Annotated in this window: 13 protein-coding genes; 4 read left to right on the top strand and 9 right to left on the bottom strand. The window is 58.5% G+C overall.

From position 1 onward, the window contains the following. The first annotated feature begins 1 nt into the window (after position 1). Positions 2–628: a class I SAM-dependent methyltransferase gene (locus ACT3UA_RS09000; protein ID WP_096287483.1), complete on the top strand. Its 627-nt coding sequence runs from the start codon at positions 2–4 to the stop codon at positions 626–628. Between the two features lie 121 nt (positions 629–749). Here the strand turns inward: ACT3UA_RS09000 and hutI are convergent, their stop codons facing one another. The 7 genes from hutI to tdh all read right to left on the bottom strand — a co-directional run bounded on the left by hutI (position 750) and on the right by tdh (position 9,078). Continuing rightward, the gene (gene hutI / locus ACT3UA_RS08995; protein WP_013348272.1) at positions 750–1,937 is read right to left on the bottom strand and encodes an imidazolonepropionase; all 1,188 of its coding nucleotides are present in this window, start codon (positions 1,935–1,937) and stop codon (positions 750–752) included. 136 nt (positions 1,938–2,073) lie between these two features. Then, positions 2,074–3,021, bottom strand: coding sequence for a carbohydrate ABC transporter permease (locus tag ACT3UA_RS08990; protein WP_096256705.1), 948 nt, complete (start codon positions 3,019–3,021; stop codon positions 2,074–2,076). Next, positions 3,018–4,157 (bottom strand): carbohydrate ABC transporter permease, encoded by a 1,140-nt coding sequence (locus ACT3UA_RS08985; protein ID WP_096287486.1) that lies wholly within the window; start codon positions 4,155–4,157, stop codon positions 3,018–3,020. The genes ACT3UA_RS08990 and ACT3UA_RS08985 overlap by 4 nt, the downstream gene beginning before the upstream one ends. A gap of 67 nt (positions 4,158–4,224) precedes the next feature. After that, positions 4,225–5,580: an ABC transporter substrate-binding protein gene (locus ACT3UA_RS08980; RefSeq protein WP_255248481.1), complete on the bottom strand. Its 1,356-nt coding sequence runs from the start codon at positions 5,578–5,580 to the stop codon at positions 4,225–4,227. Between the two features lie 136 nt (positions 5,581–5,716). Continuing rightward, complete coding sequence (locus ACT3UA_RS08975) at positions 5,717–6,733, bottom strand: LacI family DNA-binding transcriptional regulator (protein ID WP_096287488.1); 1,017 nt, start codon at positions 6,731–6,733, stop codon at positions 5,717–5,719. A gap of 88 nt (positions 6,734–6,821) precedes the next feature. Beyond that, positions 6,822–8,021, bottom strand: a complete 1,200-nt coding sequence (locus tag ACT3UA_RS08970; RefSeq protein WP_096287490.1) for a glycine C-acetyltransferase — start codon at positions 8,019–8,021, stop codon at positions 6,822–6,824. Positions 8,022–8,031: 10 nt separating this feature from the next. Beyond that, positions 8,032–9,078, bottom strand: a complete 1,047-nt coding sequence (gene tdh, locus ACT3UA_RS08965; protein ID WP_096256701.1) for an L-threonine 3-dehydrogenase — start codon at positions 9,076–9,078, stop codon at positions 8,032–8,034. A gap of 134 nt (positions 9,079–9,212) precedes the next feature. Here tdh and ACT3UA_RS08960 point away from each other — a divergent pair, with 134 nt between their 5' ends. Both ACT3UA_RS08960 and ACT3UA_RS08955 read left to right on the top strand, forming a co-directional pair. After that, positions 9,213–10,118 (top strand): LysR family transcriptional regulator, encoded by a 906-nt coding sequence (locus tag ACT3UA_RS08960; protein WP_096256700.1) that lies wholly within the window; start codon positions 9,213–9,215, stop codon positions 10,116–10,118. 28 nt (positions 10,119–10,146) lie between these two features. Next, positions 10,147–10,269 carry a hypothetical protein gene (locus ACT3UA_RS08955; RefSeq protein ID WP_255248482.1) on the top strand — a complete coding sequence of 41 codons (123 nt, stop codon included), beginning with the start codon at positions 10,147–10,149 and terminating at the stop codon, positions 10,267–10,269. Positions 10,270–10,326: 57 nt separating this feature from the next. On the opposite strand, the gene ACT3UA_RS08950 is transcribed toward ACT3UA_RS08955, so the two are convergent. Both ACT3UA_RS08950 and ACT3UA_RS08945 read right to left on the bottom strand, forming a co-directional pair. Next, a complete protein-coding gene (locus ACT3UA_RS08950; protein WP_444616033.1) occupies positions 10,327–11,157 on the bottom strand; it encodes an aldo/keto reductase in 831 nt (276 codons plus the stop codon). A gap of 47 nt (positions 11,158–11,204) precedes the next feature. Next, positions 11,205–12,383, bottom strand: coding sequence for an MFS transporter (locus ACT3UA_RS08945; protein WP_096287494.1), 1,179 nt, complete (start codon positions 12,381–12,383; stop codon positions 11,205–11,207). 115 nt (positions 12,384–12,498) lie between these two features. On the opposite strand from ACT3UA_RS08945, the gene ACT3UA_RS08940 reads away from it, so the two are divergent. Further along, complete coding sequence (locus ACT3UA_RS08940) at positions 12,499–12,945, top strand: MarR family winged helix-turn-helix transcriptional regulator (protein ID WP_096256698.1); 447 nt, start codon at positions 12,499–12,501, stop codon at positions 12,943–12,945. The last annotated feature ends 6 nt before the right edge of the window (positions 12,946–12,951 follow it).

The raw sequence follows: 12,951 nt of genomic DNA, 5'->3' as shown, positions 1-12,951 counted from the left end.
GATGGGCACGAACTACGATGCATATGCGGCCAAGATGCGAGCGCTGACTCTGGACGGTACTGATTTGGAAGTAGTCGCCCGATTCACTGACATGCTATGCCACCGTGAATCACAGGTTCTGGACATCGGCTGCGGCGTGGGCAATACGGTCAATGCGCTGCGCCGCATGGGACACCATGCCTACGGCATAGACCCCACACCCCAAGTCCTGGAGGTAGCTGCAGAGCTATTCGACGGGACCTGGTTCAGGCAGCTGTCAGCGAATCAGCTGGAGAGCGCCTCTTTGCGCAGCCATGGCCTGCCCGAACAGTACGACGCCATTTTGCTGGCCGGCAATGTTCCGGCATTCATCCCACGCGAACAGCTACGTGGAATTTTCAGTTTGGCCGATCAGGTGCGCAGTTCTTCGGGCGTGCTCATTATCGGCACCACCAGCCATACCAAAGGCGGGTCAGCAGACCAGGACGAGCTTCGCCAAGGTACTTCGCTGCAACTGATGCAACGATTCTCCGACTGGCATTTATCTCCCTACCAGTCAGATTCCCCGTGGTCGGTCAGCGTCTACGCGCACATCAAGCAGCGTTCCGGGTTCCCGAGCCCAGACGGAATATTCGTATTGCCGTCCTAGTCTCATGGACAGTGAGAGTCGAAATGGCGGCTACCATTTCATCGGCTTCCTCACTCGCCGGCGGGAATCCCCGAGCATAGTGTCCGGTGCAGCACGGTTCTCGGTGGCCTGCGGCAAACCGCTAGATTGCTTTGCCGGCCCGATATACGCTGTGGGTCAGGTTCATTCCGGGACGGTATGCCAGATGCGCAGCAACCGGAGCGTCAAGCACATGCAGATCAGCACGTTTGCCTACCTCGATGGAACCGGTTTGGCCGGCAACTCCGAGGGCCAAGGCGCCGCCGTAGGTTGCCGCTTCGATTGCCTCAGCCAGCGACAGGTTCATTTGGAGCACTGCGGTAGCCACGCAGAAGTTCATATTGCTCGTGTAGCTGGTACCCGGATTGCAGTTGCTGGCCAAAGCGATTCGCACACCTGCATCAAGCAGTTCGCGGCCCGGTGCAAGCGGCTGTCGCGTAGACAGGTCGCAGGCGGGCAAGCAGGTTGCTACCGTGCCCGGAGTTCCTGTCCGTGTGGCTGAGTCCCAGCCGGCCCAGCTTCCGGCGAGCGCCTGGATGTCCTCTTCCTCCAGATAATTCACGTGGTCTACAGAGTGGCTGCCGAACTCCACTGCCAGCTGCACTCCTGGGCCAGGACCCAGCTGGTTTCCGTGGACCTTGGTCGCCAGTCCCTTTGCCCTTGCCGCTTCCAGGACCCGGCGAGATTGTTCTTCAGTGAAAGCTCCGCGTTCGCAGAAGACATCGACGAAGTCAACGTTATCTGCCACGGCATCCAGCATCGGGCCAGTTACCAACTCCGTGTACTCATCGGCATCCCATCCTGCAGGTACCAAGTGCGCACCGAGGAAGGTCAAGGAATCAACCAGCGGTTTGCCCAGCACCGAATGCCGGGTCTCTTCATCCACTGCCAGGCCGTAACCGGTCTTGGTTTCCATCCATGTGGTGCCCATTGCCAGAGCTTCCGCCCGGCGTGCAGCCACAGCTTCGCTCAGCTCGTTATCGGAAAGCTGGCTGGTAGCTGAAGTGGTGACCGCGATGCCGCCGGCGGCATACGACTGCCCGGCCATGCGTGCCACGAATTCTTCGGCCCGGTCGCCCCCGAAAATTAGGTGGCTGTGGGAGTCAACCCAGCCGGGCAAAACCGCACGCCCGCCGAGATCAATCGATTCATCGGCTTGCGGTGCCTGGCCCATGTCACCGACCCATGCGATCAGGCTGTCTTGGATCAGCACCGCGGCGTGTTCCAGCACCCGGGCGTTTTGGTCAACCGTAGTCAGCTGTCCAATGTTGGTAAGCAACAGGGTTGCCATGAGAATTCCGCCTTCGTGGTGTTGCTGGTCCTTTAGGCATGAGCCTACCTAGGATTCATGGCTTGGGAACAGAGAACCAGAGGGTGTCCGTCTGAGATTTCAGACGGACACCCTCTGGTTCTGGAACGAGCTCGACTTAGCCCTTGCTGGCTCCTGCCAGCAAACCTCGCACGAAGAATCGTTGCAGTGCGAAGAAGACAACCAGCGGAATGATCATCGAGATGAACGCTCCGGCTGTGAGCAGCTCCCACGATTGGCCATAAGAACCTGAGAGGTCTTGAAGCGCCTTGGTAATCGGAAGTTCCCCACCGGAGGTGAAGACCGTGGCCACCAGCAAGTCATTCCATACCCAGAGGAATTGGAAAATTCCAAACGACGCGATGGCAGGTGTCGCCAGCGGAAGGACGATACGAGTGAATATAGTTCCGTGCCCGGCACCGTCTACTCGTGCAGCTTCAATGACTTCTTCCGGGATTTCCGAAATGAAGTTATGCAGCATGAAGATCGCCAGAGGCAAGGCGAAAATCGTATGGGCAATCCAAACCTTGGCATAGGCCCCGTCGAGCCCATTAACGCCTAGCCCGGGAAGGATATACAACCCACCGATTTTCACGCCATCGGAAAACATCTGCAGCAGTGGAACCAGCGCCATCTGGATCGGGACAATCTGCAATGCAAAGACCAAGATGAATAGAGTGTTGCGCCCTTTGAAATTGATCCAGGCAAAAGCGTAGGCCGCCAAGCTGGCAATGATGATCGGGATGATGGCAGCCGGGATCGTAATGACCAAGGAGTTCAAGAACGCCTTGGACAGCGGCAAGCTGTCGCCCGAGACGAACGCTTGCGCGTAGTTCTCCAGCGTAAATGACGGGTTGGACAGGGCAGTCCACCAGCCAGTGGTTTTGATGTCGTTGGCTTCACGGAATGAGGAGACAAAAAGCCCAAATGTCGGGATGGTCCAGATCGCGGCGATAAGGAACGCAGCGGCCGTGGCAATTCGAGACGAACTGGCCTTGCGCAGTTTCCCGCCGGTTTTTTCGGTGGCTTTAAGCAAGCGGCGCGAGGAATCACTGACCGTACTCATCGAGTGCCTCCTTGTTTCTTTTGCTGGCGAACGTTGTAGATGATGATCGGAAGCACCAGGACAAACAGGACTACTGCCAATGCGGAGCTGTAACCGGTGCGGCTGCCCAGCTGGAACTGCCGGACCATTTCGTAGGCCAGAACCGTGGTCTCGGAGCGTCCACCGGTCATGGAGGACACGATGTCATAGACCTTCAGCGAAGCAATGGAAATGGTGGTCAGCACAACGATGACCGATGAGCGGATTCCCGGCAGCGTGACATTCATGAAGCTCTGCCACGGGGTGGTGCCGTCCAAGGCAGCTGCTTCAAGCTGTTCGGCAGGGACCGCTTTAATTGCCGCGGACAGAATCACCATGGCGAAGCCAGCTTGGGTCCAGATCAGGATGATGACCAGGAACAGGGTGTTCCATGGTTCCAGTCCTAGCCAGTCCACCGGTTTCGCCCCGAAGGCGGTGATGATTGCGTTCAATACGCCAATTTGTTCGCCTTGCCGCGCATCATAGAAGAATTTGAAGATGATCGACGCGCCAACAAATGAAATTGCCATCGGCATGAAAACGAGCAGCTTGAAGAACTTCTCACCACGGCTCTTGTCGATGAAGGCGGCGTAGGCCAAGCCGATAATCGTTGAAACCACCGGGGCTACCAAGACCCAGACCAGCGTATTGAGCAGGGCGGTCAAGCCATCGGGGCTGGCAAAGACCCAGGCGAAGTTCGCCAGCCCGGCAAATCCGGAGCCGTCGTTGGTCATGAAAGCACTAATTGCTGTTCGGATGGTTGGGTAAATCAGCCCTATTGCCAGCAAGATCATGGCCGGGGCCAGGAATCCTGTTAGCTGAAGAAAAGTGCCGGCCCCCGACCGTGAGCGGCGGTCATAGAAATACACGGCAAGACCGAGAACGGCAGCCACTGCGGCGACCCACATGACCGAGGCATATAGCCCGAGCAATAAGAGTATTACTACAGGAACGAGCACGGAGGCGAGCAAACGAAGAATTGCGAAGCCACGTCCACGGTTCGTAGAAACCTCAACGAACGCAAGTACCAGGCCGATCACCACGGCAAAGGAAAGCAAAATTACCGGTATTTGAAGAAGCGGTGACAAGCCGGCAAGCCACTGGAAAAAATCAGACACGAGTCATATCTCCTTTAAAGCTGGAGAAGGCCGGTTGAACCGGCCTCCCCCACTTATTCACTGGTGACTAAGAGTCGTAACCGGCTTGGATGTTCTCTAGAACTTCATTGGTGGGCTTCCCATCGATCCAGTCCACAATTCCCTTCCAGAAGGAATCGGCACCGACGCTCTTTGGCATCAGGTCAGATCCGTCGAAACGGAAAGTGGTGCTTGGATCCTGCAGCAGTTCCACCGCAGAGCGCAGCAGATCACTGCTGGCATTTTCTGGATCAAGGCCGGAGTTTGCCGAGATCACGCCACCGAGCTTAACTCGGCTATTGGCCCAGTCTGCACTGGCCAGGTATTCCTGCACCTTCGCAGTGTCTTCGTCGTTCGAGAAGGCCGCGACGAATTCGCCACCGCCGACAACCGAAGTTGGATCACCCTCGTTGAATTGTGGTGCGATGAATGCCCAGACATCTCCGTCAGGAGCTACCGTAGGTGTTTCACCGTCTGCGTTCTTGGCATCAAGGATGAAGCCTTCGAGGAATGAAGCCTGGTGGGTCAGCGGGCAAGTGCCCTTGGCAACTGCGGTGCCGATGTCACCAAACGCGGTGGCATTAATGGACTTTACATCTCCATAGCCTGCGTTGACCTGCTTTGGATCCAGCAAGATCTCGCCAACTGAATCAAATGCGCTGGTGATTTCTGGCGAGGTGAATTCCAGTTCTCCGGACACCCATTTGTCATAGGCTTCGGTACCCGACTGGCGCAGGACAGCGTCCTCAATCCAGTCAGTGCCTGGCCAACCCGATGCTTCGCCCGAGGCAAATCCTGCACACCAGGCAGGCTCATCGGTCTTCTTGGTAATTTCGGTTCCCAGCGCGGTCATTTCGTCCCAAGTCTTGGGAACGCTGACGCCCCATTCCTCGAACTGCTTGGGCGAATACCAGATGTAGCCCTTGACGCTGGCCATCAGCGGAGCACCATACTGGACGCCGTCCACCTTGCCGTAGTTCTGCCAGTCCTCAGACCAGTTCTTCCCCACTTCAGCTTGGGCGCCTTCAGGAAGTTTCTGCACCTTGCCCGAAGCTACGGTAGCTTCCAGCAAACCTGGCTGAGGGAAGACTGCTAGGTCAGGCGTATCTCCGCCCTGGACCTTGATGCCCAACTGGGATTCGAAGTTCTTGTCGCCGGTGTAGCGGATCTTGATGCCGTTCTCTTCAGACCAGTCGGCCCAGGACTTCTCGAGCAGCTCAGCTTCGGTGCCAGTGACTGGTCCGTAGACATCCACTACTCCGTCGGATTCGGCAACTTGGGTCTCCCCGCCTTGGGCATTGGGATCATTGGGATCTGCTCCCCCGGAGCAACCGGCCAGCAGCAAACCGATTGAGGCCACGGAAAGAGCGGGAACGAGCTTCAACCCACGTTTTGTTTTCTTCATGATGCCTTCCACTTTTGAGTTGTACCCTGCGGGAAGTTCCAGCTTGGCACGACTGATCCCCTCCATAGTGACGCAGATCATCGACGCGCGTCAACTGCCGAGCGCACGAGACCCGGAGAAAATCCTCAAGAGGGGGCTAAGCGGGAGCTATTCCAGAACTTTCCCTGATCACCATGACGGGAGTGAAGAGCTGTTGAATGACGTCGCTGGATCGGCCTTCGATCTGTTCCACCAGCGCGTCAACCGCGGTGTGGGCAATAACTTCACCGGAAGGTGCCACCGTGGTCAGCGCAGGCGAAACCATTTCTGCCGAACGGTCACCGATTCCCAAAGCGACAACCGAGACGTCCGCTGGAATCGACAAGCCAGCCATTCCTGCAGCATTCAGGAAACCAGCAGTGGCGAACTCTTTGAGTCCTACCACCGCACTCGGGCGCGGGTTGAATTTCAGGTAGCCGTCCAAGGCTTGCCGGCCACCGCGGGCGTTATTCTCCACGGGCATCTCAACAATTGACATATTCTGTGCCTGCGCTGATTCGGTGATGGCTCGTGCGGTACGGATTGCCGGGCCATTGCCAGCGGCCTGATCTTGTTGCGAAACATTGATGTACATGATGGATCGGTGACCCAATCCGGCCAGATGCTCTATTGCTAGGCGTCCTGCTTCAGCGAAATCATTGTCAACATAAATCACGTCATCGCTGTCATCGGGCCGGCCAATGGAAGCGAAAGGAATTTTGGCGCGACGCAGAACATCAAAGCGCGGATCAGAAATTGAAACCTCCATGAGCAGCACTCCGGCCACTAATTTCTGGGCAACAAGGCTTTCCATGCCCATGACGTCGGTCATCGGGTTGGACCAGAGCAGCATGTGATAGCCCAGGGCACGAGCCCGCTCCATGGCCGCAGTGACATACTCGAACTCAGTGGATGAGTAGCCGTCAACACTGGTTGGAAAATGCAATGCAAGGATGCCGCGACGTGCACCCGCCAGCCCCTGAGCAAAAGCGTTCGGGGTGTAATTCAAGTCCCGCATGGCGGCCAAAACCCTGGTCTTGGTCGCTTCTGAGATGGTGCGCCGTCCACTGATCACGTAGGAAACGGTACTGGGAGATACGCCGGCAAGGCGTGCAACATCATCTCTTGTAGCCATTTGTCCTCCGCTTCAACATGCAGTTACGTAGCTTCTATTGAAACACGTCAGTGAACGGGCGCACTGTCAACAGCTGTGCAAATGCCGGCTACCGGCTGGCTACGAATGCCTGCACGCAGGCTTCGATATCCTCAGCCGAATGCGCAGCAGAAAGCTGGACTCGGATACGCGCGGCACCCTTTGGCACCACAGGGAAGCTGAAGGCGGTCACGAAGACGCCCTGCTCCAGCATCTTGCCTGCAACTTCTGCGGCCTTGACCGCATCGCCGAACATCACTGGAATGATGGCATGCTCGCCTTCGAGCAATTCAAAGCCTTCTTCGTTCATGCGGCGGCGGAAGTGCGCTGCGTTCTCGAAGAGCTTCTCGCGCAGGTCCCCGGAATCAACAACCAGATCCAGCGCCTTCAACGTAGCAGCCACGATCGATGGCGCCAGCGAGTTGGAGAACAGGTACGGGCGGGCCTTCTGGCGCAGCATCGCAACAATTTCCCCGCGGCCGGATACGTAGCCGCCCGAAGCGCCGCCCAAGGCCTTGCCGAAGGTGCCGGTGTAGATGTCCACCCGGTCCGAAACCCCTGCGTGCTCCGGGGTGCCGGCGCCGGTTGCGCCCATGAAGCCCACTGCGTGGGAATCATCCACCATGACCAGTGCGCCATACTTGTCAGCCAGATCGCAGATAGCTTCCAAAGGTGCCAAGAAGCCGTCCATGGAGAACACACCGTCGGTGACGATGATGGTTCGGCGAGCGCCTGCCCCATCATTTGACGCCGCAACTGCTTGCAACTGGGTTTCCAGATCTGCCATGTCCTGGTTGGCATAGCGGAAACGCGCTGCCTTGGACAACCGAATGCCATCAATGATCGAGGCATGGTTCAGCGCATCGGAGATGATCGCGTCTTCCTTGCCGAACAAGGACTCAAAGACGCCACCATTGGCGTCGAAGCAGCTGGAGAACAGGATCGTGTCTTCAGTTCCTAGGAAGGCCGAGAGCTTGGATTCAAGTTCTAAGTGCAGATCCTGGGTGCCGCAGATGAAGCGGACCGAGGCCATGCCGAAGCCACGCTCGTCCATAGCATTTTTTGCCGCGTCGATGATGCGGGCATCATCGGCTAGGCCCAGGTAGTTATTCGCGCAGAAGTTCAGCACTCGGCGAGCTTCACTGCCCAAGGAACCGGCCATAATAGACGCGGACTGCGCCGAATCGATGTGGCGTTCTGCTTTAAAAAGTCCTGCTTCTTTAAGCTGTTCCAGTTCCGTGGACAGCTGGTTTTTCATATCTGTGTACATGTCATATCTCCTAGAAAACTGTCCAGTCCAAAACAACCTTGCCGCCGTGCCCACCGCGTGCGGCGGTGAATCCGTCCTGCCATTCGGTGGCAGGGATGAAGTCGGTAACTACCGAAGCTACGCGTTCGCGCAAAACGTCCGAGGTGGTGAGCATGGCGCTCATGGCGTACCAAGTTTCAAACATTTCGCGCCCATAGATCCCCTTCAAGGTGAGCATGTGGGTGACAACCTTGCCCCAGTTGATGTCGATCGATTCGCTGGGAAGTCCCAGCATGCTGATCTTGCCGCCGTGGTTCATGTTTTCGATCATTTCTGGCAATGCGGTCTTGTGCCCCGACATTTCCATGCCGAAGTCGAAACCTTCGCGCATGCCCAGTTCCTTCTGAGCGTCGGCGACGCGCTGCTTAGAAACGTTGATGGCGAGGTTTACGCCCATGCTGCGGGCCAGTTCCAGGCGTTGCTCGGAGACGTCGGTGATGGCGATGTTGCGCGCTCCGGCATGGCGGGCTACCGCTGCCGCCATCAAACCGATGGGTCCCGCTCCGGTGATCAGGACATCCTCGCCGACCATGGGGAACTGCAGCGCGGTGTGTACCGCATTGCCGAACGGATCAAAAATTGCGCCGAGCAGCGGGGTGATGCGCTCGTCGCGGTGAATGTACACATTGCTTGCCGGAATTACCACGTATTCGGCGAACGCGCCATCGCGCTGCACGCCAACGGAATTGACGTTGATGCACATGTGCGGGCGTCCGGCGCGGCAATTTCTGCAGATACCGCAGACCACGTGGCCCTCGCCGGAAACGCGGTCTCCGACTTTAACGCCGTGTGCGAAGGATCCAACCTCCACGACTTCGCCGTAAAACTCGTGCCCCGGGACCAGCGGTGTGTTGATCATGGCCTGCGCGGCCTCATCATAGGCTTCAATATGCAGGTCGGTGCCGCAGATGCCAGCGGTCATGACGCGGATTTTCACGTCATGGGCTCCGGTCTCTGGCTCAGGCCGGTCAACGAGTTCCAGTCCGGCGTGTGGGCCGGACTTATATAGAGCTTTCATGCTGGTTCCTTTGAGATCGGGCACCGAGGTGCGCACGACAGACTTGGCGTTGCTTCAAGTGTCGCACCCAACACCGCGGGATAAAACCTTAGAAGAACTTCGATTTCCTGATCTAACGATTTAGTATTTACTTCATGGAATTACATCAGTTGCGAATTCTTCGCGAGCTAGCGGACTTAGGTAGCGTCAACGCCGTGGCCAAGGCCCTCTACGTCTCGCCTTCGGCGGTGTCCCAACACCTCGCGCAGTTGCAACGCGGCTTCCCGACTCCGCTGACTCAAAAGGATGGACGCAGGTTGGTGTTAACGGCAGAGGGTAAATTATTGGCATCAGCTGCCGCGTCGGTCGCCTCAACGTTGGCTGAGGTTTCAGCAAAAATCCGCACCCAGGATCAGGACCGCGATGCCCCCGTTCGCATCGCCGGGTTCCACTCTATCGGGCAGACGCTCTTCGCTCCGTTGCTGGCCTACCCGCAAGGCAGCCTACCCCCGCTGCGGTTCTCGGATGAAGACGTATCCCAGCAGGACTTTCCGGCATTGACCTCCGCCTACGATCTGGTCCTCGCCCACCGCATGCCGCATACCGCTCCGTGGCCTGAAAACCAGATCACCGTCATCCCCTTGGCCTTCGAACCACTGGACATCGCGATTCACCGGGAGCACCCGCTGGCAGCCTTCGAGGAATTGACCCCGCAACAGCTGATCGGCGAACGCTGGGTGGTCTCCCGTGCGGGCTACTCCCCCGCCGATGTGCTGGAAACTATTGCCGCTCTGGCCGGCAGCGCACCGGTGGTTGAGCATCGAGTCAACGACTATGCCACCGCCGGTGCCCTAGTGCAGGCCAGTAGCTGCCTAGGAATCCTTCCGCGATATACGGCGCGCAAATCGCTGGACGAGTCGGTGACTTTACGACCCATTAAAGGGCTAAACTCCGGACGACAAATCGACCTGCTGCTGCGCGCCGAACATCTGCACCGTGCACCGGTCAACGAGGTGATCGAGGCTATACGCAGTACCGTGCGACGTCTGATGCTCAGCTAATGCCCGCGCACGGCAAGCACGCTTGAACATGGTGCTGGTCGATGCGCTGACCGTGGAAGCTGGCAGGATCATCGAGCCGATCATCTACTTCATATCGCCGGTAGGCTCGGCGGGCCCTGAGTCCGCCGAGCCTACCGGCGAAAGGTTCTAGATACAGCACCGCCCGCCCTCAAACCAGAGGACGGGCGGTGCTTGCGAATGCTGCAGATCAGCCGTTGAAGCTGTCAGGATCCGGGCCGGTGCGGCCGCCGCGATCCAGCGCGTCAATCGCGGCTAGTTCTTCGGCGGACAGCTCGAAGCCGAACAGATCCAGGTTCTGCACGATGCGCGATTCGGTGACCGACTTCGGGATGATCACCCGGCCCCGCTGCAGGTGCCAGCGCAGAATTACCTGCGCGGCGGTGACCTGGTGCGCTTCGCCGATCGCCAGGATCGATGCGTCGTTCAGCAGCGCCCCCTGGGCCAGCGGGCTCCACGCCTCGGTGGCAATGCCATGCCCGGCATTGGCGGCGCTGACTTCAGCATTCTGCAAGGCAGGATGCAGCTCAACCTGGTTGACCGCAGGAACAACATCCGTGGCATCAATCAGCTTCTGCAGGTGAGTCGGCTGGAAATTAGAGACGCCGATAGCGCGGATCTTCTTCTCGGCATACAGCTTCTCCAGCGCCTTCCAGGTCTCCACATACAGTTCCTTCTCCGGAGCCGGCCAGTGGATCAGGAACAAGTCCAGGTAATCCAGGCCCAGGCGCTGCAGGCTCTCGTCAAATGCTCTTAAGGTCTGCTCGTAGCCCATGTCCGAGATCCAGATCTTGGACGTGATGAACAGTTCCTCACGGTTAATGCCGGACTCGGCCAACGCCTTGCCCACGCCTTCTTCGTTACCGTAGATCGCTGCGGTGTCAATACTGCGGTAGCCGGCCTTCAGTGCGGCGGCCACGGCGGTGGTGGTTTCTTCGTTCGGAACCTGGAAGACACCGAAGCCGATCTGCGGCATCTGCACGCCGTTATTCAGGGTAACGGCGGGAACAACTGTCGTCATTTCTAACTCCTTAAATTGTGTGGTGGATCAGTGAAAATTGGGGGGGGTCAGTTAGCCGGGGTCAGTTCCGCCACGACCGGGGCCTTCTTGGCCAGGTTCATGGCCAACAGCATCAGCAGCAGCGCGGCGACGGTGATCGCGGCGCCAATCCAGATTGGCGAGGTATAGCCCAGTCCCGCGGCGATGCCCATGCCGCCGGCCCAGGCACCCAGGGCGTTGCCGACATTAAAGGCGCCGATGTTTGCGCCGGAGGCCAAGGTGGGTGCTGAGCCTGCGTAGCGCATGATGCGGCTTTGCAGGCCAGGCACGGTACCGAAGCCAAAACCACCCATGAGGAACAACGCCACGATGGTGGCCACCTGACTGGTAGCCAGCGCGCCGAAGGCAATGAGGACCACGAGCAATGCGCCAATGAAGATCAGCAGGGTGCGGTCGATGTTCTTGTCGGCCATGCGTCCACCTAGCCAGTTGCCGGCGAACAGACCGGCACCGAAGAGGACCAGCAGCCACGGCACGGTATGGGAATTAAATCCGGAGACTTCGGTCAGGGTGTAAGCGATATAAGTGAAGGCACCAAACATGCCGCCGTAACCGAGCACCGTCACACCCAGCGACAGCCAGACCTGCCGGGATTTGAAGGCTCCCAGCTCGCTGCGCAGCGAGATTGCCTCAGCCGCCTGCTTAAGTACCGGTACCAGCGCCAGGATGCCGATCAGCGCGATCACGCCGATGCCTGAGATCGCCCAGAAGGTGGAACGCCACCCTGCCTGCTGGCCTAGGAAAGTGCCAAAAGGCACGCCCAGTACGTTGGCTGCGGTGAGTCCGGTGAACATGATGGCAATAGCACCCGCCTTCTTATTGGCGGGAACCAGATCGGCGGCGACCACGGACCCGATGCCGAAGAAGGCGCCATGGCACAGGGCGGCGATGACGCGGCCAAGCATGGCGACCTCGTAGGTCGCGGCGACGGCCGTGAGCGTATTACCGATGATGAACAGCACCAGCAGGCCGGCCAGCACGGGTTTGCGCGGCAATCGCACGGTAGCTGCAGTTAGTCCGAGCGCACCGACCACCACGCTGAGCGCGTAGCCGGAGATCAGCCAGCCGGCGGCTGCCTCGCTGACGGCGAAGTCCGCAGCCACCTCCGGAAGCAGGCCCATGATCACAAATTCGGTGAGCCCGATGCCGAAGGCACCGAGGGCCAACGCAATAAGTCCGAGCGGCATGACGTTACTCCTGATAAGCTGGAAGAAATTAGTTGCAGACGCTTGTTATTGCGTCGATGAATATAATAGTTGCACACGCAAGTAATGAGCGCAAGCAACAAATATGGGAGTTGTTATGGGAATCGCAGATGACGCCGTTGAAATCCGCTCACGCGGATGGCGCACTTTGGCGGCATTGCACGGAATAATCGAGGCCGCACTGGAAAAGGATCTCACCGCTCACGCCGGCCTTTCCGTGGTCGAGTTCACACTGCTGGATGCGCTGAACCGGCAAGACGGATGGCATATGCGCATGGCGCAGTTAGCCCGAGCCACCGCATTAAGCCCGAGCGCCACCACCAGGCTGGTCACCCGTCTGGAGGACCGGCACCTGCTCTCGCGCGTGCTGTGCGCCGATGACCGGCGCGGCATTTACACCGAACTGACCGAAGCTGGCCAGGAGCTGTACCTGAGGGCCAAACCGATTCACGATGAAACGCTGGAACGAGTGCTCAACGATGCCGAGAAACTACCCGAGCTGGCCCCGCTGGCCCGGACCCTGCATCAGCTCCCCGTCTCCTAGCCTCCG

The sequence above is a fragment of the Glutamicibacter sp. 363 genome, assembly GCF_052379505.1.
Lineage (GTDB): Bacteria > Actinomycetota > Actinomycetes > Actinomycetales > Micrococcaceae > Glutamicibacter.
Note: the sequence above shows the minus strand (reverse complement) of the source record. Positions and strands in the feature narration are given on the sequence as shown.